Here is a 24,115-nt window from a genome sequence, read left to right on the forward strand (position 1 = left end):
ACTACTGTAATTTAGTTACAACTAATCAATTAAAACTATAAATTATGGTACGCTTAATCGTTATTTTTCTGATTATTGCGATCGTCGCCGCAATCTTTGGATTCGGTGGTGTCGCTGAAGGGGCCGCAGATATTGCAAAGATTATTTTCTATATTTTCCTTGTGCTGCTGGTAATTTCACTTTTAAGCAGATTATTCAGAAGATAATAAATCAGGTACATATAATCCAATGTGTTCTTATGCAAAACCATAATACACATTGGATTTTTGTTTAAAATCAATTCTACTATGAAAAAGTTTTTAGTACTACTATCTGCAGTTGCCTTTATGGCATCCTGCGGACCAAGTAAAGTAGCAAAAGAAGCCCGTAAAACATTCGATGGCAACTGGACGCTAACAAATGTAACCTATCCGAACAATCCCGGAGATTTCAATGTAACGCTCTTTAATGAAGCTTCGGCCTCATGTTTTGAGAATAGCACCTGGGATTTCGTTTCCAACAATAATCGTGGTACTTATACTGTGACAGGAGTTGGATGCGATGGGGATACCAATTATTTCATTTGGTCTATAGATGAAGAGAATACTCCTGCCGGAGTATATGATTTTCTTTTGAAACCCACTAATGATGATTACAAATCAACTACCGGTAACCAGGGGTTCCGATTGAATCTTAAGAGTTTAAGTGATACGAATATGGTATGGGAACAAACCGTAAATCTGGATGGTTCTCCATTTACCATTAGAATGAATTTTTCAAAACTTTAATTAAAATTTGAATAGCTATGAGAACAGTGATAAATAGAATGTTGGCATTACTGGTGGTTTCAACCCTGATTTTTGGTTGTGAAGCGACCAAAAATGCTAATAACAAACAAAAAGGAGCCGTGATTGGCGCTACAGGCGGAGCCGTGATTGGTGGTGTTATTGGAAATAATACTGGTGACGGAAATACCGCATTGGGAGCCATTATTGGCGGTGTGGTTGGCGGTGCCGCAGGTGCAATCATCGGAAACGAAATGGATAAGCAGGCCAAAGAGATCGAAGAAGAGATCCCCGGTGCCGAAGTGGAACGTGTAGGAGAAGGTATTAATGTTACTTTTGATGAATCAAGCGGTGTTTATTTCGCTACAGATAAGTATAATATCAATTCGAAATCTGAAGAAACCCTGAACAAACTTGCAGGAATCTTTAAGGAGTATCCGCAAACAAATATCCTTGTTGAGGGACATACCGATAATACCGGAAGCGACAGCTATAACCTTACTCTTTCTAAGAACAGAGCTCAGGCCGTTACTGGTTATCTGGTAGAATCTGGTATTGACCGTGGTCGTTTCACTACTAAATGGTATGGTGAAAGTCAGCCTAAATATGACAACAGTACGGCTGAAGGCCGTGCCCAGAACCGTAGGGTAGAGCTTGCTATTGTTGCAAATGAAGAAATGAAGGAAGAGGCCAAAAAGAAGGCTGAACAGCAAAATGAGAATTAATAAAAAAATTTAATTCAGAGAAAAATCCCGGATTACTTCCGGGATTTTTTATTCTTTATATTTAAATTAAAACAGTGAAAAACACTCACGTCATAATTATTGGAGGAGGACTGGCAGGACTCACTGCCGCGATTCATTTGTCACATAAGAATATTGAAGTGATCCTGATAGAGAAGGAAGGATATCCACATCATAAAGTTTGTGGTGAATATTTATCAAAAGAGGTGATCCCTTATCTGAATATGCTTGGGCTTGACCTGAATGCTCTTAACCCGGCTGAAATTAACCGACTGGAATATTCTTCCCCGGCAGGAAGAACAACCCACTGCGATCTTGAATTGGGAGGCCTGGGTATTAGTCGGTACGCTCTGGATAATTACTTTTTTCGTCAAAGCATTTCCCCACGATCTAAAATAATCCATGATCTTGTTACTGAAATAAGATTTGAAAATAACGAATTTCTTGTGAAGCTATCAGGGGGAAAAGAATTGAGATCTGATTTTGTTTTGGGAGCCTACGGAAAAAGATCAAATCTGGATAAAAAACTAAACAGGAAGTTTTTTGACCGGCTATCTGGCTGGCTGGCGGTTAAGGCCCATTATAAAAAAGACAGTTTCCCTGAAGACCTTGTATCCCTGCATAATTTCAATGGAGGTTATTGCGGACTTTCAAAAACCGAAAACGGGAGTGTAAATGCATGTTATCTGGCTACTTATAAAAGTTTCAAGCCGTACAGGAACACAGAAGAATATAAGGAGCAGGTGTTGATGAAGAACCCGTTATTACGCGACTTTTTTTTAAATTCTGAAATTTTGTTTGAAAAGGAGCTTAGTATTGCACAGGTTTCCTTTGATAAAAAGGATCTTTTAGAAGACCATATATTAATGCTTGGGGATGCTGCCGGATTGATACATCCTTTATGTGGTAACGGGATGGCAATGGCCATTCATAGTGCCAAACTGGCTTCTGAAAATATCATTCAGTTCTATGAAAACAGGAATTTAAGCCGGTATAATGTGGAAACGAATTATCAGAATAACTGGAATCGTGAGTTTAAATCGAGGATAAAGGCCGGTAGACTTTTGCAAAAGATCCTTTTGAATAAACCCCTTTCTGAAATCACTCAGGGAATTGTAATGAATTTTCCGGCGGTTATGCCACATATCATAAGGAAAACCCATGGAAAGCCTATCTATGTTTAAGCTAAATACGTCCACCAGAACGGCAGAACGCGAGATCATGGACGATTTTGAACTTAGCGGATCTCAACTTAGGAAAACTCTTAAAGATCTGGAGAATATCAATTTTCTGTTGGGTGGGAACGCGATCACCAGGGATGGAATAAAAACTTTGCTGGAAGGTTTCTCAAAAAACAAGATTATCAGGATAGCTGATATTGGATGCGGGAATGGAGCCATGATACGCAGCATTGCCGCCTGGGGAAAGAAGAGGGGGTACTATTTTCAATTTACCGGGATAGATGCAAATCTGCATGCAATACAGATCGCAGAAGAACTTTCCCTGGAATATCCGGAAACAGATTTTCTGAATCTTAATATCTTCAGTAATGAATTCCGGGAAATGAAATTCGATATCATTTTATGTACCTTAACCCTTCATCATTTCAGGAATGAACAGATCATTGATTTGGTTAAGCAGTTAAATATTCAGGCCGGGATAGGAGTGGTTATAAATGATCTTCACCGGAGTAAAATGGCTTATTTCTTATTTCAGGCATTCTGTTGGTTTTTTGTAAATAATGAGATCGCCAGGAAGGATGGGCTGGTATCTATCCTAAGAGGTTTTAAAAAGGAAGATATTGAGGAATTTTCCAGTCATATTCCAGCTGCTGAACATCATATACAATGGAAGTGGGCATTTAGATATCAATGGATCCTCAGTAAATAACTATACTAACTTTTATGGGCGTAAAAATTGCAAGGGTAGAAAATGAATTGCCGGAATATTCCCGGAATACTGCAGATATCCTTCCTCTGGTTGATAACTGGCTTGGAGGGCAGGAAGAAAGATTCAGAAGAAAGGTATTGAAGATCTTTGAAGGAGCCGGAGTAGATAAGCGCTATTCGATCATGTCACCTGAAGATGTATTCACGGCCACCTCATTTGAAGAGAAAAATAATATTTACGTAAGGGAAGTAAAGAAACTCGGAAAAAATGTCCTGACAAAGGCCCTGGGAAATTCGGGATGGTCAGCCGGATCGCTGGATTTTATCATTACGGTTAGTTGTACCGGGATTATGATACCTTCACTGGATGCCTATCTTATCAATGAACTTGGACTTAAACGGGATATCACGAGGCTTCCGGTAACCGAAATGGGATGTGCCGCCGGGATTTCAGGGATGATTTATGCTTATAATTTTCTAAAGGCCAACCCGGGAAAAAGGGCGGCTGTGGTTGCTGTGGAAAGCCCTACCGCAACTTTCCAGCTTGAAGATTTCAGTATGGCAAATATGGTTAGCGCAGCGATCTTTGGTGATGGTGCCGCCTGCGTTCTGCTATCTTCAGAAGAAAATATTACAGGTCCCAGAATCCTGGGAGAGGAGATGTATCATTTTTACAATTCAACCCATTTGATGGGATTTGATCTTACGAATAATGGTCTTCAAATGATCCTGGACCCGGCCGTCCCGGAGACTATTTCAGAGCATTTCCCCGAGATCATTCATCCGTTCCTGGAAAAATACGGGACTTCAATCGAAAAGGTGGATCATTTAGTATTTCATCCGGGAGGACGTAAAATTGTTCAGACGGTTTCTGATCTTTTTGGTAACTTAGGAAAGAATATAGACGATACCCGGGAAGTTTTGCGCTTATACGGTAATATGAGCAGTGCAACGGTACTTTATGTTCTTGAGCGTTTTCTCAATAAAGATATCCCTCAGGGAGATCAGGGGATCATGCTTAGTTTCGGACCCGGATTTTCGGCACAAAGAATTTTATTAGAATGGTAGCAGAGTTCAAAGATCAGGATTACTGGGCGCTTATCCTTGGAGGTAGTAGCGGCCTGGGTTATGCCAGCGCAAAGAAACTGGCAAAACATGGCATGAATATTATAATTGTTCATCGGGACAGGCGTTCCGAAATACCAGATATTGAGGATGCCTTTGATGAAATAAGAGCATCGGGAGTGAAGTTTGAAAGTTTCAATGCCGATGCTGTAAAAAAGGAAAGCAGGGAAGAGCTCATTGAAAAGATCAAAGATGTCCTTGGTGAAAAAGGAAAAATCAGGACCCTCCTGCATAGTATAGCCAAAGGAAACCTTAAGCCAATGATCGGGGACGACCAGATCCTTGAAAATATAGATCTACAAATTACTATTGATGCCATGGCCCTGAGTTTATACGACTGGACGCAGGCAGTTTTCAGGAACAAGCTTTTTACTAAAGACGCCAGGATTATTTCATTTACTAGTGATGGAAATAAAAAAGCCTGGAAGAATTACGCAGCCGTTTCTGCTGCCAAGGTAACCCTGGAAGCTTTAACCCGAAGTATGGCTCTGGAGTTTGCCAGGCATGGAATAAGGGCCAATTGCATCCAGGCCGGGATTACGGTAACCCGATCTTTCCAGATGATTCCTGGAAATGAGACCTTACGTGTACATGCCTTAAAACATAATCCATTTAGAAGGCTCACCGTCCCGGATGATGTCGCCAATGTCGTATATCTTTTAAGCAAGGACGAAGCGAGTTGGATCACGGGTACGATCATTCCGGTTAATGGAGGTGAACACCTTATGTAATGCTGAAACCGGTGGATCAAAAATCTATTATCTCTCAATTACCCTATTCACAGCCTTTTTTATTTGTAGATGAAATTCTTGAAATAGATGAGAATTCAGTCACAGGTGAATATACTTTTTCTGCCGGGCAGGAATTTTATAAAGGCCATTTTAAGGATAGTCCAATAACCCCGGGCGTAATTTTAACCGAATGTATGGCGCAGATAGGTGTTGTATGTCTTGGGATATTTCTTCTCAAGAAAAGTGATAGTGATTCTGAAAACCCAAAGATAGCCCTGTCATCATCAGAAGTAGAGTATTTCAAACCTGTGTACCCGGGTGAAACCGTAAAGGTGATTTCAGAAAAAATATACTTTAGATTCAATAAACTTAAATGCAAAGTGGAGATGTTCAGCAGCAAGGGAGAACTGATCTGTAAAGGTACTATTGCAGGAATGATGCTAACTAAATAGAAATATGAGTAGTAGGGTTGTGATTACAGGAATGGGAGTTGCCGCGCCAAACGCAGTGGGTTTGCTGAATTTTGAACAAGCCCTGAGAAATGGCGAAAGTGGTATCCGGTTTTTTCCTGAACTTAAACAACTCAATTTTACCTGCCAGATAGGAGGGAAGCCCCAAATCCCTGAAGACCTTCTAAAAAAATATTTTACTCCACTGCAGCTAAAAGGACTCAATAGCAGCGGAATTATATATGGAGTTATCTCAGGTACCGATGCCTGGCAAGATGCCGGGCTTGAAATTGATGAAAATGCTCCTGCAGATTGGGATTCTGGGATCATCTTTGGTACGGGAATCCTGGGAACGGATAAATTCCGCGAGGCTATTCAGCTTATAGATCAGGGAAAAACCCGCAGGTTGGGAAGTACAAGTGTGATACAGACCATGGCCAGTGGAATAAGCGCTTATCTGGGTGGAATCCTCGGCTGCGGAAATCAGGTGACCACCAATTCGTCAGCCTGCACCACAGGAACTGAGGCTTTACTAATGGGATTTGAAAGAATAAGGTCCGGCCAGGCAGAACGAATGCTCGTTGGCAGTTGTGGTGATCATGGACCCTATGTCTGGGGTGGTTTTGATGCGATGAGAATACTTCCCGGTAAATATAATGAGAAGCCAGAAGAAGCTTCAAGACCGTTGAGTGCCTCAGCCACAGGTTTTGTTCCGGGCAGTGGTGCAGGGGCTCTGCTATTGGAAGATCTTGACTCAGCTGTTGGAAGGGGAGCGAAGATCTATGCCGAAGTGCTGGGTGGTGAAATAAATAGCGGAGGCCAGAGGGGAGATGGAAGCATGACTGCTGCCAGTAATGAAGCCGTAGAAAGATGCATCACGCGGGCTTTGAAAAACTCCGGAATTTCTGCGGGAGAGATTGATGTTATAAATGGACATTTAACCGCCACAAACAGGGATTCTACAGAAATATTGAACTGGACCAGGGCTCTCGGAAGACGGGGGAATGAATTTCCTTTTATAAATTCCCTTAAAGGAATGACAGGGCACTGCCTTAGTGCTTCAGGCTCTATTGAATGTGTAGCCTCAGTTCTTCAGATGGAAAAGGGCTTTCTGTTTCCCAATATCAATTGTGAAGAGGTTCATCCTGAAATACAGGAGCTTATTAGCGAAGATAGAATTCCCAAGAAAAAGATCGATACGGAGATAAATATACTGGCAAAGGCAAGTTTTGGTTTTGGTGATGTAAATGCTGTTGCTATTTTTAAAAAATATACCCCTTAAATATTCACTATGAGCGAAAAAGATATCATAGACAGATTGAAGAAAATCGTAGAACCTTATGTTCAACGGATGGAAGGCCTTAAAAACTTTCAGGAGGAAACCGATTTTCTGAAGGATCTACAGATCAATTCGGCCAACCTTGTTGATGTTGTGCTGGATGTTGAAGATGAATTCGATATTGAGATAGATAACGATTCCATGGAAGGAATGCTCACTGTAGGAGATGCAAAGTCTATCATTCAGAGAAAAATATCAGGAAGATGATTGGAAATGATATCATAGACCTGAAAGTTTCCCTGCCAGAAAGGAAATCTGAAAATTCCCGGTTTATGGATAAGGTTTTCAGTAAAAAGGAGAGAAGTTTCATTGAAAATTCTGAAGACGGGGAAATGATTCTATGGCTTATGTGGTCTATGAAAGAAGCGGCCTATAAGGCCCATCAAAGAAATTTCGGGTTATCAAGAGCTTTGAATCCTTTGTCTTTCAGCTGTGCATTAAACCTATCAGAAAGGTCAGCCACGGTTCTTTGCGACAGGCATATTTATTCCATCGTATCGGAAGTTAAGTCACAATACATTCATAGTTATACCTGCAGGGAAGCGGTTTTTCAGAAGGTATTCGTTAAACCAGGTATGAACAAAGAGCATTTATTAGAAGAGATAGGAGCAGTGGTTAATCTGCATGGAACAGCCCTTCATATTGAAAAAGATAGCGAGGGAATCCCTTCTTTAAGCTTTCATAATTCAACTAAAAAATTGCCATTTTCCTTGAGTCATCACGGTAATTTTACAGCTTTGGCTATTCCGTTAATTAACTGCTAAAAGCAGTTAAACATTTAAAAACTGGTTTGACCTCTCCACCCTTGTTTTGTATCTTCAAAGTACATTTAAAAATCAATTATATATGAAGACAGTAGATAAAATGGAGGTGCTTCACAGCCAGTCGGCTGAGTTTATTGAGAAAGGTGAAACCGGGAAATTCCTGAAACTTATCCCGGATACTTTTATCATTAAAGGCGAGAAGGAAAATGGCGTTTTTAACCAGGGTTATGCGATCAGGCATCTTAACCGAAGGGATATGATCCTGATAGATGTAGTTGAAAAATCTTCAAAAAATGCAGTTAAAAAACTATTGGAGGAAGGCTACATAATAAAAGGTATCTTAATTACCTGTGATGCCATTCTAAAATCGGCTTATGCAGATCTTAAAACAATCTCTGAAGATGCCGGTGGTGCACCAATCTATGCCCACCCGCGAAATAATTTTAAAGATGATTTTAAGACAAAAGATATAACCGGAAAGGATAAGGTACTGGATAGCTTTGATATTAACATCTTTGATCTTCCCGGAAATGAAGGCGCTTCGGTAGTTATATACTCTGATCTTAACGATGGAATGCTATTTCCCGGTGAAGATGCTGTTGGCTCCGACTATGATTCAGAATTAAACACATTTATACGGCCTGAAAAAAAGAATGAAAATAATGATTACGGACTGGCGGAAAGCTGGGCGGCCTTTGATACCCCATTTACCTATCTTTTTCCAAGAAAAGGTAAACCCGGATTCAATCTTGAGGAAGGGCAACAAATAGATATAATAAATAAACTGGGTAGAAGCTAATCCGGTTAAAGTATGAAATTTCCGAAAGGGTTGTTTCGAAAGATATAAAGCTGGCCATGATTGCCTTGAATTCAGCAAATCCGCCAGCTTTATAACTTTTAAACGCCCTTTTTTATTTTTTAGAATTCACATTTTCTTTTTCCTGCTGCTCCCGTTTTTCGGCTTCTTCGGCATCCTCATCAGAGACCAGCGGATGATCCTTAACATTCAGGCCAACTATCAGGATAACATTTGCAACGGTTCCATAAAGCATCATTACCACTGCTATAAAACCACCCCCAAGCAGGGAAGCCATTCCCAGACTCACGTAGTAAATAGTCTGGTACCATGCCTGGCCCACTTCCTGGGATTCGCTAATAGGGAGATTGAGCATAAGAAAAGTGATCACAGCTATAACAATCAGGATAGTATCAGATTTGGCGATCATAAGAACATCCCGGTAATGGCGGTCTGTAAGCTTTGATTCTGAAGAGCGGCTTAATCCTAATAAAGTAAGCATAAGGGCAAGAATGGTTGTGGACCCTAAAATAACGGTGTTACACAACATATTGATACCAGACATAGAATTCTTAAGAAGTTCCAGAGCCTTATAACCAGAAACCTGTCCCAGGATAAATGTTCCTGTCGCCATGACTACAGTGGAAACAACTCCGCCTACAATCGCCCTTTTAACTATCGCATTCATTTTCTATAGTTGTTTGATCAGAATATAAGAATTTGAAAATTAATCTTTTTATTGTTTTTCTCTGCCTGAATTTTCTGAATTGAAGGCTAAGTTTCTGTTAAAGAGCCGTGGATTTTGTGAGAAAGATGGTAATTTAAAGTTTAAAATTTCCAACTATGTCTAAATTTAATGTCACGCAAAAGCTTATTAAAGAACACCTTCTCAAAGGTGAAATGGAACCTGGAAAAGAAATTGGTATCAAGATAGACCAGGCCTTACTGCAGGATGCTACAGGAACTTTAGTACAACTTGAACTGGAAGCAATGGGATTGAAAAAGGCCCAGACCGAAGTGGCAGTTCAGTATGTAGACCATAACCTTTTACAAACCGACTTTAAGAATGCCGATGACCATTTATTCCTGCATTCGGCTGCAGAACGTTTTGGATTATGGTATAGCCGCCCCGGGAATGGTGTAAGTCATCCCGTTCATATGCAGCGTTTTGGAAAACCCGGAAAGACCATGGTAGGTTCTGACAGCCATACACCGGCTGCAGGATCTTTGGGAATGCTGGCTATAGGCACCGGAGGCCTGGATGTGGCCTCTGCCATTGCGGGACAGCCCTATTTTGTGAAAATGCCGAAAGTGATGGGAGTGAAGCTCACCGGTAAACTTCCGGACTGGGTTAGTGCGAAAGATGTGATCCTGGAAATGCTAAGAAGATACGATGTTAAGGGCGGAGTAGGGAAGGTAATAGAATATTATGGTGACGGCCTTAAACAGCTTAGTGCCATGGACCGTCATGTCATCGCTAACATGGGGGCGGAACTTGGAGCTACTACCACGGTATTTCCGAGTGATGAAGAAACAAAGAGATTCCTGAAATCCCAGCAACGTGAAGATGACTGGGTAGAACTAAAAGCTGATGAAGGCTGCGAATATGATTTTAATGATGAAATAATCCTTGATGAACTTGTTCCTTTGATAGCCCTGCCTACCAGTCCCGGAAATGTGGTCCCTGTAAGGGAGGTGGAAGGCAAGGAAATAAGTCAGGTGGTGATTGGTTCTTCAGCGAACCCCGGCTTAAGGGACTTCTGGATAGCAGGTGCAATAGTGGAAGGGAAATCGGTAAATAACGATGTGTCTTTTGATATTAATCCCACTTCCAGGCAAATGATCCAGAACATGATAGAAAACAGGGCATTTGCAAACCTTATCAAAGCTGGCGCCAGGTTTCACCAGTCGGGTTGCATGGGATGTATTGGAATGGGACAGGCTCCTGCTTCAGGAACCATCAGTTTAAGGACTATGCCGCGAAATTTCCCGGACAGATCAGGAACCAAAGATGATCAGGTGTATTTATGTAGTCCGGAAACGGCTGCGGCTTCTGCGCTTACCGGAAAGATCACCGATCCGCGTGATCTGGAGAAATTATATGATATGAAATACCCTCAGTTCAAACATCCCGAAATTGAGATCATCAATACCGAGATGCTGGTGGCTCCGCCAGAAGACGGAACCAAGATAGAATTGAAGAAAGGGCCTAATATCAAATCCCTGCCTTATATAGAACCAATGCAGGAGAAATATTCGGTTCCCGTACTGCTGAAAATGGGTGATAATATCTCAACAGATGAAATCCTGAAGGCAGGCGCCGAAGTTCTACCGTTTAGAAGTAACCTGCCTGAAATAAGCAAATTCTCCTATACGGTAATTGATGAAAGCTTTTATGACAGGGCCATGCAGGCAAAGACAGAACACGGAGGACATATAGTAGTGGCTAAAGATAATTATGCCCAGGGATCCAGTAGGGAACATGCCGCTATTGCACCTAAATACCTGGGACAGGTGGCCGTAATTGCGAATTCGTATGCAAGGATCGCATGGCAAAACCTGGTAAATTTCGGGATTCTTCCACTTGAGTTTATAGATATTGAAGACTACGATAAAATAGAGCAGGGAGACCTCGTATATTTCCGAAACTTACGGGAAGATGTCAGGAATCGGAACAATATAAGTGTGATTATCAGAAAAGAGAGCGGTGAGAAGACCCAGATAGAGACCAAACATAGCATGAGTGACCGCCAGATTGATGTCCTGCTTAAAGGAGGTATAATAAATGAATTCAAGGAAAGACTTGAAGAAGAAGACCTTAAAGCCAAATAAAACATGAGATTAGAAAAAAAGAAACCCTTTCAAATACTGAAAGGGTTTCTTTTTATCGCTACTAAGGGCAAAATATTAGTGCGTGCTCATTTTAGCCTTACGTTTGCTGCATTGCCTTTCCAGGTCTCGTACTGTTTCGGCAATTGAAGCCTCAAAAGAGTTCTCATTAGACTGGGCAAAAATCTCCGGTCCGGGAGCGCTTAATCTGATTTCTGTAATATATCCATTTGGTTTCTGGTTTTCATCCCTTTTGAAATAGACATTTGCCCTTACGATCCAATCATATTTATTCTCTATTTTATTGAGTTTTTTTTGTGTAAAAGATTCAAGATTTGAGTTTTTATCGATATTGACAAATTCAAAAATAGCTTCCATATGTTTTGGTTTAATATTTCTTTAAAGAAACCCAATTCCAAAGGGCTTACCAAGCATATTAGGCTAGATTTGGCAAAGATTTAGCAGTCTCTTTAGAATTGATCAAAAGAACCTTAAAATGTCCTTAATCTCACGGCAAATACTGTGAAAAACTCGATAACCTATATATTAAGCCGTACTTTTAAATTGTTATGGAATTAAAGGATTTACAGAGGAAAATGATGAGGAGGGCTATTCAACTAGCCCGGGAAGGAAGGGATATGGATAATGGAGGTCCTTTTGGAGCCGTTATTACTAAAGGCGATGAAATTGTAGCCGAATCCCGAAACGAGGTGTTGTGTAAGGGAGACTGTACAGAACATGCCGAAATGAGAGCCATACAACGTGCCTGTAGCAAACTGAAAACAAACAACCTGAAAGGTTGTGTATTATATACTAGTTGCGAACCCTGTTTGATGTGCCTTGGAGCGGCATACTGGGCCGACTTTGATTATATCTATTACGGAGCATCAGCTTATGACGCCAGGGCATTTGGTTTCAACTACAGCAATTTGTATCATAACTCAGATTCTGATAAAAGACATGAAGAATTCAAGATGATACAGATTTGCAGGGAAGAGGCTATAGCGGTTTGGGAAATGGCTGAAAAAGAAGAACTGCACGTTTAAAATTTAAAAAATATTGAGAAAAGTCCGGGGCGTATAATTGTTCCCGGACTTTTTAATTAAATATTCCAGAGAGGAGCCCGGGATAAAAAAATTTATTTAATAATACATAATTTAAATATCGTAAATTAATACTTGTTTAATTTAAATTTTAGTTATGTGGTCTATAGCAGTTAACAGGATTAAGGCTGTTTCCATCCTAATATTTTCAACGGCAATTATAATGGCTTTTACAGCTTGCGGAGGAGCAGGATTATCCGGACCGGTACAAAACTATGAGCAGCTTCAGGATGTGGTATCTTCCCAGGATTTTCAAATAGAAAACGACTGGGCAAATCCTTTAGGCGGGGGAAATATAAACCTTATTGGAAATCCTAATTTAATCAGGTTTAGCGGCGATAGTGTGGAAGTATTCCTTCCTTATTTTGGTGTGCGCTATACCGGTGGAGGATACGGGAGAAACGGAGGTATCAAATATGAAGGCCTGGCTGAAAACCTTAGTATAACCGAAAATCCCGAAAAAAAGAATATAGCCTTGGATTTTGAAGGCGACCAGGAAGGGGAGAACCTTGAATTCCATATCAAATTATTTGCAAACGGGAGCACGTTCACTTCGGTTAATACATCCCAGAGGTCTACGATCTCATATCAGGGAAATTTAAAGAGGCCTGAAGAAGAATAGAGATTCATTTTAATTTTCACCGTTTTCCATATTTTCAATAAACTTCAGCGCTTCAGGCAGGCTTGAAAAATGATAGATCCTGGAAGGCTTATAAAAAAAGCTTTTTAGTCTGATTATATATTATGATGAAGGAAAATAACGAAATTCTAACATTGGTTTAACCAATCTGAAATGATGTATTATCATATTCATCCACAAACTCCAGAGCCATTTCAAGATTATAAAAATGATGGATCTGATAAGGGAAGAACATTCTCTCAAAAATAAGATTTGTGAAGCCTGACTTTCCGTAGGTTACGATAGAGTAAGTCTTTAAATGCTTCTGATAGGTATTGAATTTTGTCCAGTCCTGGGGGCGAACGGAGTAATCATTTATCCGGTTGGAGATATAATGTACACTTGAGCAGGAGCCATAGTAATTCAATGCCAGATCAATGATGTTCTTTCCTTTAGGCCAGTCATAGGTGATTCCTTCATTAACTTCTGCAACTATAACACCTTCCAGGAAGAAAAAATTACCGTAGCCTAATTTATGAACCTCTTTGATCTGCTTACGGCTTACAATATCCACAACAGACTTTTTTATATTGCCCCTCATAAGTTTACAGGTTCAAAAAATAAGCCTAAGTGGTTTATATTTAGAATATTATGTCTTTTCGGTTCTAATTACCTGCAATCAGTATAGTTTCAGAATTGACAGCGGGATAGTGGAATATTGTATGCTAATTAATAGTGTGTATTTAAACTACAGAAATGGGAATGGTATAGGGCTCATTAAATATTCTATTTTACATAATATAAATTATAGTTCAATAAGGTATATTGGTGAAATAGTAAATAGGACATTTTCCGGTTGTATCTTACATAGATGCAGATATGGCGTATTTATGTTTATATAGTGAGCCTTTACTGTAACAGCTGGTAATGGAAATTTCAAAAACTCCAGCGCAGTCTTACAAAGAGAATATTTCCTAAAGTCTGATAATCTTCAAATTCAAAGAATGATTGCCCTGTAAAATTAAGATCCCAGTTCGTGGCGACTGAATAATCCAGGCTTGGGATAATAATTACTGAATGCCTGGTTGGTGAGTAAATGCTGCTAAATGCCCATCTGAAAATTGGCGTGAATTCATTAGCCAGTTGCAGAAAACCTGAATATTTAAACGGCATTAGATTTTTCGTGCTTAAATTAGTGTATAACAAATTTTCTACGTTGCCAGACGAACTTTCGGCACTACTGTTATACAGTACCGAACCGTATATGTACAATCCTTCTTTAAAACCATAATCGACAGATACCGAGCTGCTCAACATATTTTCTGAGTCTATATAAGTCTCATAAGGAACAAAATATGAGATCTCTCCTTTAAAACCGGCTTCTTTTAAGTTTCCGGCCCAACCTGCTCCAATAACCCAGTCATTCTTGTAAACGCCCGTGATCAGCTGTATATCATAAGAAGCCTTATTAAACTTATACATTGCCGCTATTATTTTATCATCGGAACTTTTCCCTTTTTTAGCTGCAACTTCAATCTTGCTAAAGTCTCCTGTATAATATTGAACTCTTATGGCATCACTGCCAGGCCGTTCCTCATAATCAAAATCTATAAAATTATAGGTATTAAAGATATCATTGGGATTCCAGATCAGGTTCATTCCCCAGTTAACACGCTGTCTACCTATGGTAATATCCCAGTCCCCTTTGGTGTAATTAATTAAAGCCCTGTCTATGGTAGAATTAAAAAGAAGGTCTCTGTTGTCAATTATATTCCAGGAAAGATCTGCAATGCCATTGTCCTGCGAAATGTATCCGGAAAAACCGGGTATATTTTGAATATTGTCACCGTAAAAGACTCTGTTCCTGACTTCTAACCTTGCTGTGAGTATATTTGAAGGGATATATTTGAAATTCAATCTATTGTGTAAAAGCGTTGTCCACTGCAACTGTTCCAGCCTGTCCACAAAACTAAATTCATTTAGATTCTTAATATAACCGGTGAGAAATAGCTTTTCCTCCTTTTCCTGGGCATATATTGTAGTTAAGGTGAATAATAACAGATATGCTAGTAATAACCTTTTCATGACGATCAGGTGGGCGTTTGTTGTACATCTGAATCTACCTTACCATCAACCAGTGTTATTACACGTCTCGCCTTTTTTATCACTCTCTGGTCATGAGTGGAAAACAAAAAAGTAATATTCTCTTCTTTGTTCAGTTTGGCCATAATGTCCAGCAAATTAGCAGCTGATTTTGAGTCTAAATTCGCCGTAGGTTCATCTGCCAGTATAATTTTTGGTTTTGAGGCCAATGCCCTGGCAACCGCCACACGTTGTTGCTGTCCGCCGGAAAGTTCGCCTGGCTTACTATCTATCTTATCTTCAAGATCTACTTCTTCCAGTAAGTTTAATACCCTTTTTTCGCGCTCCTTTTTGGGCATATGCTGCAATTGCAATACAAAACCCACATTTTCTTTTGCAGTAAGCACCGGGATCAGATTAAAGGCCTGGAATACAAAACCAATATTGTGCAGTCTGAAGTCTATTAATTTGTTTTCTGAAAGCTCGGTTAATTCAACATCGTCTATGATTACACTTCCTTTCGTGGGTTCATCCAGGCCACCCATCATATTAAGTAATGTAGATTTACCTGATCCTGAAGGGCCAACCAGGGCGACAAACTCCCCCTCCTCTATATGTACGTGTACATCCTGAACCGCGTAAACCGGTACTTTCTCCGGGTTGTATGTTTTAGTCACATTATGCGCGTCTATAATTGTCTTTGCCATCACTTTAAATTTTACGTATTGCTTCAGAAGGATTTAATTGCAGGGCTTTATAGGCAGGATAAATTGCCGATAATATGGCCGTGATAAGGCACATGGTCACGATGATCATATATTTTTCCTGGTCTAAGGCCGGATAGATCATTGAACTGAAACCATAAGATGCCAGGCCTTCAGAAAACATAGACATATCTATTCCAGTTCTTCCTAATATGATCACTGTTAACCAGCCCATGAGCAGACCAATTGGACAACCCATCAGTGTTAAATAAATGGTTTCCAGCATGATCATGAAAAATATCTTCCGCTTGTTTAAGCCAATTGCCATCAACATTCCTAATTCTCTAATCCGCTCTAAAACAGACATTAACATCGTGTTTACTATACCAAAGGTTAAAGCCAGTAAAATGAGCCCGCTAATGATATAGGTATACAGGTTGAAGGATTCTATAATAAGGTCCAGTTCAGGAGCAAGCTGCCTCCAGTCTTCAACCTTCGCATTAGGAACAAGCGTTTTGCTATAATTTGTAATGCTGTCCAGTTGTTCTTCATCCTTTATCAAAATGGCTATTTCATTGGTTTCGGAAAGTTTTAAATCCAGTAACTGCCGTAAATGTTCCTTTTTCACATACACATTCACTTCATCTAAAGAAATGTTCTTGGATCTGTAGATCCCTCCAACCCTGAAAGCTGCTGAAACGATTTCAGAGTTCACATCGGTAAAGGTTAACACCACTTTGCTTTTAAGTTTCAGCTTATGTTTTTCAGCCAGTTTCTGGCCAATAAGGATCTCATTGTTCTTACCAGATCCAAAATATAAGCCTTCAATAAGGTTCTGGTCTAATCCTATCTGGTTAGTTTCTGAAACCGGATTGATCCCGTAAATGGTCACACCACTGGCAGTAGTAGTAGATGTAATCATCCCGGTTGCAATAACCCGGGAACTTACTGATACAATTCGGTTATCAGACTCTAATTGTTCCAGGATCGAATCAGATTTCGGTATCGTGAATTTAGGATCATTTTCCTGCTTAAAGTCCGGATTGTGTATTTGAATATGGGATAATTGCCTATAAACAGATTCGTTTATATTGTTCTTATACATGCCCCAGGAAAAAGACAGAATAAATATTCCTGCCCATATTCCAATAATGATTGAGCTTACCACCACTAAGCTTCTGGAGGTATTCCTCCATATATTCCGCCAGGCAATCTGAAACAACATGACTAACTATTTATGGCTTCAACAGGTTTTAATCTCATCACTTTATAGCCCGGATAAAAAGCCAACAGGATAGATAAGACCAAAACAATTAAAGTCTGAACAATAAAAATCTTCTCCTCACTGGAAAAGTATAGAATGGATTCAATGCCATAATCCTCATATACCTGCTCTATTTCACCGGTTAAACGAATTGGATATATGGTGAACCATTTCACGACCAGAATTCCTCCAATAATGCCGGCAAAGCATCCGATCAAAGAGATCATTACAGATTCCAGTAAAAGGATTATGGCCAGTAAATGCTTTTTCATTCCAATGGCAATAAGGATTCCCAGTTCGTGTTTTCTTTCAAAAAGCATCATTAGCAAGGTTCCAAATAACCCGAAGGAGATAATAATATACAGGACAGCGATAATGATAAAATGTCCTGTTTTATCGGCTTCTATAAACTGGTCAAGTTCAGACAGCATTTCTTTCCAGGTCATTACCTCATATTTCTCCGGATCTATTGTTTCCTGTATAGATCTTTTCATGCCTTGCAGATCTGTTGTTTTATTAGGCATGATAGACACCGATGATAAGCGATCTTCTGCCCCATACATATATTGTGCCTGCCTGATTGGAATATACACCACGCTGTTATTAAGATCTATAGCTCCTAATTTCACCAGGCCTTTCACCCTGTACTTCGCTGCGGCACTGCTTGCATGATAACCCTGGCCCAAAAGCACCAGGGTATCGTTTACTCCTAATTTGAGCTTAGAGGCCAAACCTTCCCCCAAAACAACCGCATTTTCATTAGAGTCTTCTATGAATTCGCCCTCACTGATCTTTTCGTGAAGATTATTAACCGCTTTTTCTTTGTCCGGGTCTATTCCTAAAACAAGAACGCCCATTGTCTTATCTGTATAAGATGCCAGGGCAAAACTTTGTAAACGGGGGATAATATTTTCCACATTCGGGTTTTTAAGTAACTCCTTATACAAATTTTCATCCTCCTCAAATGTGTTATCAATAGATTGCTCATCCCAATAGCCTGTCTGTTGGATCTGCAGGTAACCGGTTGAATAACTCACCACATTATGGATCATATTATCATAAACACCATCGGTTAAGGACTTAAAAGTAATGGCTAGCAACACCGCGAAAAATACAGAGGTCGCGGTGATGATCGTTCTGCGTTTATTACGCCAGATATTTAACCAGGCTAGTTTTAATAACATCACTTTAATTGTTTCATATTTCTTGTGGTGAAGAAATCATCTTTAATAGGCTCATCAAAAACAATATCATTGTAAATGATCACTGTACTGTTTCCTTCCTTATCAACCGGGAACATTTCTATTTTTGAAGTTATTTTTCTTCCTCCCATTTCTTTGATGTCACTGGACTTCATGATATTTACCAGTTCCCCGTCCTCATCGTAGAATTCAGCTTTTAACTGTAAAAAATCAACCGTATCTATCCAGACAATTACTTTTTCCCATACAATGGCTGCTGAAGGTTTAGGGATCATTTGAATTTTATAGCATTCTTTACCTGAAATAGTTTCTTTTCCCAGCAGGGTATGATCATAATCTGATACCGAAGATGCTTCCCTTACCAGATCATCATTAGTAAAGTCGGTTCCCATCCAGCTTTGAGACATCATGGATGGCGGCAATTTGATATTGCGCTCTATAGACGGGATCCAGTTCCAGACTTCTTTAATTCGCTTCAAAAAAACGGTTCCTTTTTCTTTCGCGGGACTTGTAACTAAAATCATGGAGTATTCATCTCCCTTGCTCCAGGCTTTCATGTGCATTTCCCGGCTCCAGGTTGGTCTTATGATCTTAATGGTGATATCTGCCTGTGAGGTTTTACCACGCATATTCTCATCTGCCTTCTTGACAATGTCTTTTGCAGATAGCTCTTGTTGACCGGATACGGTCATGAATGGCACTATGAAAACCATAATGCCCGGGATCAATTTTAGGAATAGTGAGGTTTTCATATAGTCAAAGTTAACTTACCTTATTCTTAAAAAGAATGATGATTGTCATCCAAAAATGACTGTAGTTATTTGATAATCAATATAATTCATTTTCATTTATTTTTTCTGGCAGTCTTCATTTGTTCGAACAATTCCTTAAACAAACCGCGAGCGATCAATAATTTCATTATTTCATTGGTTCCGGCATAAATTCTGGCAACTCTATTATCTGCATACATGCGTGCAATTGGATAATCCCACATATAGCCATATCCTCCAAATAACTGCAGGCATTCATCAACTACTTTATTGTGCATTTCTGTTGCTGAATATTTCGCCATGGAAGCACTTTCAGCAGTTAGTTCATGTTTTGATAATAATAAGGTACAGCGATCTAAAAAAGCCTGGTGAACCTGTAATTGTGTAGCGCATTCGGCAAGTTTAAATTGTGTGTTCTGGAATGCAGCAACGGGTTGCTTAAAAGCGGTTCTTGTAGATGTGTATTCAATTGTATTTCCTATAGCTCCCTCTGCACCGCCAATAGCATTTAGCGCAACTATTAAACGTTCTCTGGCCAGTTCGGTTATCATAATTTTAAAACCTGACCCTTCTTCTCCTAATAAATTCTCTTTGGGGACCTTAACATTATCGAAAAATAATTCACAGGTATCCTGGGCTTTCATCCCTATTTTTTTGAGAGGTTTTCCCTTTTTAAAACCTTCGGAATCACTTTCTATAATTAATAATGAAAGGCCTTCCTTCTTTGTTCCTTTCCCGGTTTTGACTGCTACTAAAGACATATCGCACATACATCCATTTGTGATGAAGGTTTTCTGTCCATTTACCAGATAATGATCTCCCTGGTCTACCGCGGTTGTTGTGATCGCCTGAAGATCACTACCACAGTTAGGCTCAGTCATACCAAGGGAAGTGATCATCTTTCCAGTAGCCATGGCAGGTAGATACTTTTGCTTTTGAGCATCAGTACCATATTTCAAAATATATGGAGCAACAACATCTGAATGTAGTGAAAAACCTGGCCCGGTAACTCCCTTTTTAGCCAGCTCTTCAATGAATAAAGCGCTAAAGCTGAAATCAAAACCACTGCCACCATAGGCCTCTGGCATATCAATACATAATAAACCCAATTCTCCGGCACGTTCCCAGATCTCCCTGCTCACTATTCCATTCTTTTCCCATTCTTCCATTTGATCCAGCATTTCATTGTTTATGAAGTCCTGGATCATCTTTTGCATCATTTTATGTTCTTCTGATGAGTATATTTCACGTTCTATTAATACATTTTGTAACATACGGCCTGAACATTTGAATTATTAAATTTTTTAAAAACCTACTGGATTACTAAAGGTAACTATAAATAGGATGGATTCATATGCATTTCCCGGCTCCAGATTGGTCTTATGATCTTGATGCATCTACCTGTGAGGTTTTACCACGCACATCCTCTTCTGCCTTCTTTACAATATCTTTTGCAGAGAGCTCTAGTTGCCCAGACACGGTCATGATTGGCATTATGAAAATCATAATGTTCAAAGTCAATTTCAGGAATAGTCAGGTTTTAATAAGTTCAAACTTAACTTACCTTATTATTAAAAGAAATGGCCTATATTTTGGAAATTAAGGCGATAACAGGTTGGATGCTATTACTCAACTACGATCCTTATTAGCTACCCTCCTATTTTTTGAATACAATCATTGAAGATAATTTGAGAAGAAAAAAATCAAAGAAGTTTCGTGTTGATGTGATGGTAAAAGCTTTTGCCAAACCATAACATAAGAAGGGAGAATATACTTTGAATAATAGAACTGAGGGGAAAGTGCTAGTTGGTTTTCATTCTCAGCATTTGTTCATTCGCCTTTTTAAAAATTTCACGTATTACTTCACCGTTAGAAGGTTCTTCATCGAGAGTCTCCGGATCCCACTGACTGCGTTCGGTAGCAAAGAAATCGCCACCATATATGTGCAGGCCGCCCGTAAATCTTGGGAGCGGATTTGTAACGGAATGAATGGCATTTTTATCCAGGGCTGCAACATCCCCGGCAAATAAACATCGTACATCATTCGCTTCTAATCTATCACTGGTCCTTTTCCAAAGAATATTATCTTCCCGTCCGGTATAGAGACCAATATTTGCCCACATAAGATGATTGTGCGGCATAAGGTTCATTTGAGGGGTCCATGTTGCTGCGAATATGGTTAGTTCTTTTGAGCGAAGAAAAACCTTTAAACCGGCCTCGGTAGGATCGCCAATTGCCTTTAACATGGCTGTGGGATCAGATACCCCTTTAGCTAACACCTCTTTAACAGCTTCCTGAGGATTTGATTCTTTGTTAGCTGCAATACAATCTTCAATAAATTTCTGCATTTCAATCATGTCTTTTTCCTGCACAGGAATAATACGCTCCCCATGATCTAAAGCGTCGATTGAAATCTCTGTCATTCCGGCTGTCACAAAAGAAGGAAGTGCAGCAAAACTAAATCCTAATCCTAATGTTTTAACCACTCCCCTTCTTGATATCCCTTGCTTATTAATTTTTGAGGTATCCATAACAACTTCATTATAGTTAAACATAGTTCTGTTTTATCAACTTATGGTTTTTTGGTATTCGTTGTAAAATCGCTCATTTAATGGAATGTATTTTAATGAAGATTCGATTTCATCTAAATACCTTATAATAGAAAGATCTTCATTTAGCATTTTATAAATAGCATTCTCGCAACTCTCCCATATTTGTTCTAACTCCGGTAGCTTATCATAGGTTTTCCGGGTTAATTTTATGTTTTGTTTTCTTTTATCAACCGAATCTATTTCAGACTTTATGTAACCTTTAGCCTTCATCTTTTTAAGTACCGCTACCATTGATGGATGAGAATAGCCTAGCTGCTCTGCAATCTCAACCATTGTAAGGCTTTCATTTTCCCTCAATAATTTAAATACCAAATGCCAGCTTGGTTCTACATCTATATTAATTTGCTTAAAGAATTTTCTCGTGTCATGCGTCATTTTATCACTTATACGTTTTAACCTATTATCCAGGGCTCTGTAACCAAGTTCTTTAATAAAGTCTTTTTCCATTTTTAAACTATATTATACAAATTTAATAAAATAATTAGTTAACTACATAGTTAACTAATTATTTTTACTTATAAATATTTTCTTGAATTGAAACACTATTCTTCTGCCTCACAGCTATTGAGCAAATGCTGTAATTTCCATAGTTCTTCAAATAAATACTAATCTAATTCCCTCATGATTTCCCCAAATAATTCATAAGATCTTATCCTGTCCTTGATATCATAGATATTGGTAACAGCAATAAGTTCATCAGCCTTAGTTTGCTCTAAAAACTCTTTTACCTGAGCTTTCACTTTGGCCTTACTACCTATAAAAGAGAACTTTAGCATTTGGTGAATTTGAGGATGTCTCATAATATCCATCAACTCATTGGTCATGGCCGTTGGCGGTTGCACATAATCACGTTTGCCTGTGAAGATCCCAAGGATCATTTTGATCAGGGAGGTTGATAATCGTTCGGCTTCTTCATCGGTATCGGCAATAATTATATTCACCCCGGCCATTACATAGGGTTTCTTTAGATGTGCAGAAGGTTGAAACTCTTCACGGTATATTTCCAGGGCTTCCCATAAATGAGTTGTCGCGAAGTGGCTTGCAAATGCATAAGGCAATCCTTTTTTAGCGGCCAAATGCGCACTATCTGTACTGGAGCCTAAAATATAAATGGGGACCTTAACACCTTCTGCTACGGTGGCACGTACTTTAGAACCTGCGTTCTCTGTAGAAAAGTATTTCTCTAACTTTTCCAGTTCAGCGGGAAAAGAATGTGCGGCTTGCATAAAATCAGAACGTATAGCCTGTGCCGTTTCTCTGTCGGTTCCTGGAGCCCTACCCAGGCCCAGATCTATACGGTCTGGGTATATGGATGCCAAAGTACCAAACTGTTCGGCAATAATTAATGGCGAGTGATTTGGAAGCATAATACCTCCGGAACCTACGCGAATGGTGTTTGTGCCTTCGGCTACGTAGCCAATTAATATCGAGGTGGCGCTGCTCCCAATATTTGGTGCATTATGATGTTCTGCCAGCCAATAGCGTGTATAACCATAGGCTTCGGCATGTTGAGCCAGGTCAAGGACATTATTATAAGTTTGATTTAGAGAATGACCTTCAGAAACTAAAGCAAGGTCTAATATGGAATAAGTTGTATGTTGATTCTTCATAAATTTAGTAGAAAAGTTTGGATTTAAATCGAATAGAACTAGTAAGATTATAGACCCTATTCATCTAATTTTTTAAAGATAATATTTAAAATTAGCGGAGGCCAATATCCAAAAGCATTATAAGTAAAAGCCGATTTTCACACTTTCAGGAAAACAGCTCCTATTTTAGAATGGAAGCATGATATTTTCTTAATTTTTCGAGTTTCGGCTTGATATATACCTGGCAAAAAGGCCTTTCAGGATCGGTTTTATAATAATCCCTGATTTCTTTTCGTGAGGCTTTGAATTTCCCAAAATCATAAGCTTTAGTGATGATCTTTTCCGTGAAATTATTTTGTAATTCATTCAGAATAAAATTCACTTTCAGGCGCTGTATATTCTCAAAAACATAGACCGCAGAAAGGTATTTTGAGCGCATACAATGATTGGAAGTACTTTGATGCGTTTGCAGATGCAGCTCTATAAGTTTTTCCAGACTAATGATCTCAGGATCATAATATACCAGCACTCCTTCATAAAAAATTTCCTTCTCCTGAGCAGTGGAAATATAACCCTGATTCACCTCTCCTACTCCTTTTACAGCCTGAAAAACAGCCTCGGTACACCAGTGGCATCCACCTCCAAAACCTATTTTCAGTAATTCTTTCAATGTCTTCTTATTACGGTATCCTTTTACTAAAATAACAAAGCAATGCCTATTCCTGCTTAGATATTACTATA

At 39.3% G+C, this 24,115-nt stretch carries 28 protein-coding genes; 15 read left to right on the forward strand and 13 right to left on the reverse strand.

Translation table 11 applies throughout. The annotated features are described in order from the left end of the window. The first annotated feature begins 44 nt into the window (after positions 1-44). From LU635_RS11915 to LU635_RS11970, 12 genes are all read left to right on the forward strand, one after another. On the forward strand, positions 45-206 hold the full coding sequence (locus LU635_RS11915) for a DUF1328 domain-containing protein (protein ID WP_131395494.1): 162 nt from the start codon (positions 45-47) through the stop codon (positions 204-206). Between the two features lie 81 nt (positions 207-287). After that, on the forward strand, positions 288-767 hold the full coding sequence (locus LU635_RS11920; protein ID WP_240099513.1) for a lipocalin family protein: 480 nt from the start codon (positions 288-290) through the stop codon (positions 765-767). A 17-nt stretch (positions 768-784) separates the two neighbouring features. Next, complete coding sequence (locus LU635_RS11925; protein ID WP_240099515.1) at positions 785-1,489, forward strand: YiaD family glycine zipper/OmpA-like lipoprotein; 705 nt, start codon at positions 785-787, stop codon at positions 1,487-1,489. 74 nt (positions 1,490-1,563) lie between these two features. After that, the gene (locus tag LU635_RS11930) at positions 1,564-2,691 is read left to right on the forward strand and encodes an NAD(P)/FAD-dependent oxidoreductase (protein ID WP_240099517.1); all 1,128 of its coding nucleotides are present in this window, start codon (positions 1,564-1,566) and stop codon (positions 2,689-2,691) included. Then, complete coding sequence (locus tag LU635_RS11935) at positions 2,684-3,397, forward strand: methyltransferase domain-containing protein (RefSeq protein ID WP_240099519.1); 714 nt, start codon at positions 2,684-2,686, stop codon at positions 3,395-3,397. Before LU635_RS11930 ends, LU635_RS11935 begins: the two co-directional genes overlap by 8 nt. Positions 3,398-3,411: 14 nt before the next feature. Further along, a complete protein-coding gene (locus LU635_RS11940; RefSeq protein ID WP_240099521.1) occupies positions 3,412-4,464 on the forward strand; it encodes a type III polyketide synthase in 1,053 nt (350 codons plus the stop codon). Then, the gene (locus tag LU635_RS11945) at positions 4,458-5,252 is read left to right on the forward strand and encodes an enoyl-ACP reductase FabI (protein ID WP_240099523.1); all 795 of its coding nucleotides are present in this window, start codon (positions 4,458-4,460) and stop codon (positions 5,250-5,252) included. Before LU635_RS11940 ends, LU635_RS11945 begins: the two co-directional genes overlap by 7 nt. An 11-nt stretch (positions 5,253-5,263) precedes the next feature. After that, positions 5,264-5,704, forward strand: coding sequence for a 3-hydroxyacyl-ACP dehydratase FabZ family protein (locus LU635_RS11950; RefSeq protein WP_423738498.1), 441 nt, complete (start codon positions 5,264-5,266; stop codon positions 5,702-5,704). 4 nt (positions 5,705-5,708) lie between these two features. Beyond that, the gene (locus tag LU635_RS11955; RefSeq protein WP_240099528.1) at positions 5,709-6,983 is read left to right on the forward strand and encodes a beta-ketoacyl-[acyl-carrier-protein] synthase family protein; all 1,275 of its coding nucleotides are present in this window, start codon (positions 5,709-5,711) and stop codon (positions 6,981-6,983) included. Positions 6,984-6,992: 9 nt separating this feature from the next. After that, positions 6,993-7,247: an acyl carrier protein gene (locus tag LU635_RS11960; RefSeq protein ID WP_240099530.1), complete on the forward strand. Its 255-nt coding sequence runs from the start codon at positions 6,993-6,995 to the stop codon at positions 7,245-7,247. After that, the gene (locus LU635_RS11965) at positions 7,244-7,804 is read left to right on the forward strand and encodes a 4'-phosphopantetheinyl transferase family protein (RefSeq protein ID WP_240099532.1); all 561 of its coding nucleotides are present in this window, start codon (positions 7,244-7,246) and stop codon (positions 7,802-7,804) included. The genes LU635_RS11960 and LU635_RS11965 overlap by 4 nt, the downstream gene beginning before the upstream one ends. 82 nt (positions 7,805-7,886) lie before the next feature. Continuing rightward, entirely contained in the window at positions 7,887-8,603 is a 717-nt protein-coding gene (locus LU635_RS11970; RefSeq protein ID WP_240099534.1) for a hypothetical protein, read from the forward strand. Positions 8,604-8,715: 112 nt separating this feature from the next. Here LU635_RS11970 and LU635_RS11975 read toward each other — a convergent pair whose 3' ends face one another. Further along, on the reverse strand, positions 8,716-9,288 hold the full coding sequence (locus LU635_RS11975; protein ID WP_240099537.1) for a hypothetical protein: 573 nt from the start codon (positions 9,286-9,288) through the stop codon (positions 8,716-8,718). A gap of 155 nt (positions 9,289-9,443) precedes the next feature. On the opposite strand from LU635_RS11975, the gene LU635_RS11980 reads away from it, so the two are divergent. Next, positions 9,444-11,432 (forward strand): aconitate hydratase, encoded by a 1,989-nt coding sequence (locus LU635_RS11980; protein ID WP_240099539.1) that lies wholly within the window; start codon positions 9,444-9,446, stop codon positions 11,430-11,432. A gap of 75 nt (positions 11,433-11,507) precedes the next feature. On the opposite strand, the gene LU635_RS11985 is transcribed toward LU635_RS11980, so the two are convergent. Beyond that, complete coding sequence (locus LU635_RS11985) at positions 11,508-11,807, reverse strand: HPF/RaiA family ribosome-associated protein (protein ID WP_240099541.1); 300 nt, start codon at positions 11,805-11,807, stop codon at positions 11,508-11,510. 191 nt (positions 11,808-11,998) lie between these two features. Here LU635_RS11985 and LU635_RS11990 point away from each other — a divergent pair, with 191 nt between their 5' ends. Together LU635_RS11990 and LU635_RS11995 are read left to right on the forward strand one after the other, a co-directional pair. Then, positions 11,999-12,475 carry a nucleoside deaminase gene (locus tag LU635_RS11990; RefSeq protein WP_240099543.1) on the forward strand — a complete coding sequence of 159 codons (477 nt, stop codon included), beginning with the start codon at positions 11,999-12,001 and terminating at the stop codon, positions 12,473-12,475. Positions 12,476-12,629: 154 nt separating this feature from the next. Further along, positions 12,630-13,154: a DUF4251 domain-containing protein gene (locus tag LU635_RS11995; protein ID WP_240099545.1), complete on the forward strand. Its 525-nt coding sequence runs from the start codon at positions 12,630-12,632 to the stop codon at positions 13,152-13,154. Positions 13,155-13,311: 157 nt separating this feature from the next. Here LU635_RS11995 and LU635_RS12000 read toward each other — a convergent pair whose 3' ends face one another. The 11 genes from LU635_RS12000 to LU635_RS12050 form a co-directional block, all read right to left on the reverse strand. After that, positions 13,312-13,752, reverse strand: a complete 441-nt coding sequence (locus tag LU635_RS12000) for a hypothetical protein (RefSeq protein WP_240099547.1) — start codon at positions 13,750-13,752, stop codon at positions 13,312-13,314. 335 nt (positions 13,753-14,087) lie between these two features. After that, on the reverse strand, positions 14,088-15,236 hold the full coding sequence (locus LU635_RS12005; RefSeq protein ID WP_240099549.1) for a hypothetical protein: 1,149 nt from the start codon (positions 15,234-15,236) through the stop codon (positions 14,088-14,090). A 5-nt stretch (positions 15,237-15,241) separates the two neighbouring features. After that, positions 15,242-15,940 (reverse strand): ABC transporter ATP-binding protein, encoded by a 699-nt coding sequence (locus tag LU635_RS12010; protein ID WP_240099551.1) that lies wholly within the window; start codon positions 15,938-15,940, stop codon positions 15,242-15,244. A 4-nt stretch (positions 15,941-15,944) separates the two neighbouring features. Further along, the gene (locus tag LU635_RS12015) at positions 15,945-17,162 is read right to left on the reverse strand and encodes an ABC transporter permease (RefSeq protein WP_240099553.1); all 1,218 of its coding nucleotides are present in this window, start codon (positions 17,160-17,162) and stop codon (positions 15,945-15,947) included. A 2-nt stretch (positions 17,163-17,164) separates the two neighbouring features. Then, on the reverse strand, positions 17,165-18,385 hold the full coding sequence (locus tag LU635_RS12020) for an ABC transporter permease (protein WP_240099556.1): 1,221 nt from the start codon (positions 18,383-18,385) through the stop codon (positions 17,165-17,167). Next, complete coding sequence (locus LU635_RS12025) at positions 18,385-19,155, reverse strand: outer membrane lipoprotein-sorting protein (RefSeq protein ID WP_240099558.1); 771 nt, start codon at positions 19,153-19,155, stop codon at positions 18,385-18,387. The genes LU635_RS12020 and LU635_RS12025 overlap by 1 nt, the downstream gene beginning before the upstream one ends. 92 nt (positions 19,156-19,247) lie before the next feature. Further along, positions 19,248-20,447, reverse strand: coding sequence for an acyl-CoA dehydrogenase family protein (locus tag LU635_RS12030; protein WP_240099560.1), 1,200 nt, complete (start codon positions 20,445-20,447; stop codon positions 19,248-19,250). Positions 20,448-20,975: 528 nt separating this feature from the next. Then, complete coding sequence (locus LU635_RS12035) at positions 20,976-21,728, reverse strand: hypothetical protein (protein WP_240099562.1); 753 nt, start codon at positions 21,726-21,728, stop codon at positions 20,976-20,978. A 12-nt stretch (positions 21,729-21,740) separates the two neighbouring features. Continuing rightward, positions 21,741-22,232: a MarR family winged helix-turn-helix transcriptional regulator gene (locus tag LU635_RS12040; RefSeq protein WP_240099564.1), complete on the reverse strand. Its 492-nt coding sequence runs from the start codon at positions 22,230-22,232 to the stop codon at positions 21,741-21,743. Positions 22,233-22,390: 158 nt separating this feature from the next. Next, the gene (locus LU635_RS12045) at positions 22,391-23,395 is read right to left on the reverse strand and encodes an LLM class flavin-dependent oxidoreductase (RefSeq protein ID WP_240099566.1); all 1,005 of its coding nucleotides are present in this window, start codon (positions 23,393-23,395) and stop codon (positions 22,391-22,393) included. A 160-nt stretch (positions 23,396-23,555) separates the two neighbouring features. Beyond that, entirely contained in the window at positions 23,556-24,044 is a 489-nt protein-coding gene (locus tag LU635_RS12050; protein ID WP_240099568.1) for a peptide-methionine (S)-S-oxide reductase, read from the reverse strand. Between the last annotated feature and the right edge of the window lie 71 nt (positions 24,045-24,115).

The organism is Christiangramia crocea, from assembly GCF_022410465.1.
GTDB classification, from domain to species: domain Bacteria; phylum Bacteroidota; class Bacteroidia; order Flavobacteriales; family Flavobacteriaceae; genus Christiangramia; species Christiangramia crocea.

Bases quoted from the DNA above. Each gene is read 5' to 3' on its own strand.
- LU635_RS11945 (WP_240099523.1), top strand. From the start codon at position 4,458: ATGGTAGCAGAGTTCAAAGATCAGGATTACTGGGCGCTTATCCTTGGA.
- LU635_RS12025 (WP_240099558.1), bottom strand. From the start codon at position 19,155: ATGAAAACCTCACTATTCCTAAAATTGATCCCGGGCATTATGGTTTTC.
- LU635_RS11990 (WP_240099543.1), top strand. From the start codon at position 11,999: ATGGAATTAAAGGATTTACAGAGGAAAATGATGAGGAGGGCTATTCAA.
- LU635_RS11985 (WP_240099541.1), bottom strand. From the start codon at position 11,807: ATGGAAGCTATTTTTGAATTTGTCAATATCGATAAAAACTCAAATCTT.
- LU635_RS12045 (WP_240099566.1), bottom strand. From the start codon at position 23,395: ATGAAGAATCAACATACAACTTATTCCATATTAGACCTTGCTTTAGTT.
- LU635_RS11925 (WP_240099515.1), top strand. From the start codon at position 785: ATGAGAACAGTGATAAATAGAATGTTGGCATTACTGGTGGTTTCAACC.
- LU635_RS12005 (WP_240099549.1), bottom strand. From the start codon at position 15,236: ATGAAAAGGTTATTACTAGCATATCTGTTATTATTCACCTTAACTACA.
- LU635_RS11965 (WP_240099532.1), top strand. From the start codon at position 7,244: ATGATTGGAAATGATATCATAGACCTGAAAGTTTCCCTGCCAGAAAGG.
- LU635_RS11960 (WP_240099530.1), top strand. From the start codon at position 6,993: ATGAGCGAAAAAGATATCATAGACAGATTGAAGAAAATCGTAGAACCT.
- LU635_RS11920 (WP_240099513.1), top strand. From the start codon at position 288: ATGAAAAAGTTTTTAGTACTACTATCTGCAGTTGCCTTTATGGCATCC.
- LU635_RS11975 (WP_240099537.1), bottom strand. From the start codon at position 9,288: ATGAATGCGATAGTTAAAAGGGCGATTGTAGGCGGAGTTGTTTCCACT.
- LU635_RS11970 (WP_240099534.1), top strand. From the start codon at position 7,887: ATGAAGACAGTAGATAAAATGGAGGTGCTTCACAGCCAGTCGGCTGAG.
- LU635_RS12040 (WP_240099564.1), bottom strand. From the start codon at position 22,232: ATGGAAAAAGACTTTATTAAAGAACTTGGTTACAGAGCCCTGGATAAT.
- LU635_RS12030 (WP_240099560.1), bottom strand. From the start codon at position 20,447: ATGTTACAAAATGTATTAATAGAACGTGAAATATACTCATCAGAAGAA.
- LU635_RS11940 (WP_240099521.1), top strand. From the start codon at position 3,412: ATGGGCGTAAAAATTGCAAGGGTAGAAAATGAATTGCCGGAATATTCC.
- LU635_RS12020 (WP_240099556.1), bottom strand. From the start codon at position 18,385: ATGTTATTAAAACTAGCCTGGTTAAATATCTGGCGTAATAAACGCAGA.
- LU635_RS11995 (WP_240099545.1), top strand. From the start codon at position 12,630: ATGTGGTCTATAGCAGTTAACAGGATTAAGGCTGTTTCCATCCTAATA.
- LU635_RS12010 (WP_240099551.1), bottom strand. From the start codon at position 15,940: ATGGCAAAGACAATTATAGACGCGCATAATGTGACTAAAACATACAAC.
- LU635_RS11955 (WP_240099528.1), top strand. From the start codon at position 5,709: ATGAGTAGTAGGGTTGTGATTACAGGAATGGGAGTTGCCGCGCCAAAC.
- LU635_RS12015 (WP_240099553.1), bottom strand. From the start codon at position 17,162: ATGTTGTTTCAGATTGCCTGGCGGAATATATGGAGGAATACCTCCAGA.
- LU635_RS11915 (WP_131395494.1), top strand. From the start codon at position 45: ATGGTACGCTTAATCGTTATTTTTCTGATTATTGCGATCGTCGCCGCA.
- LU635_RS11980 (WP_240099539.1), top strand. From the start codon at position 9,444: ATGTCTAAATTTAATGTCACGCAAAAGCTTATTAAAGAACACCTTCTC.
- LU635_RS12035 (WP_240099562.1), bottom strand. From the start codon at position 21,728: ATGTTTAACTATAATGAAGTTGTTATGGATACCTCAAAAATTAATAAG.
- LU635_RS12000 (WP_240099547.1), bottom strand. From the start codon at position 13,752: ATGAGGGGCAATATAAAAAAGTCTGTTGTGGATATTGTAAGCCGTAAG.
- LU635_RS11935 (WP_240099519.1), top strand. From the start codon at position 2,684: ATGTTTAAGCTAAATACGTCCACCAGAACGGCAGAACGCGAGATCATG.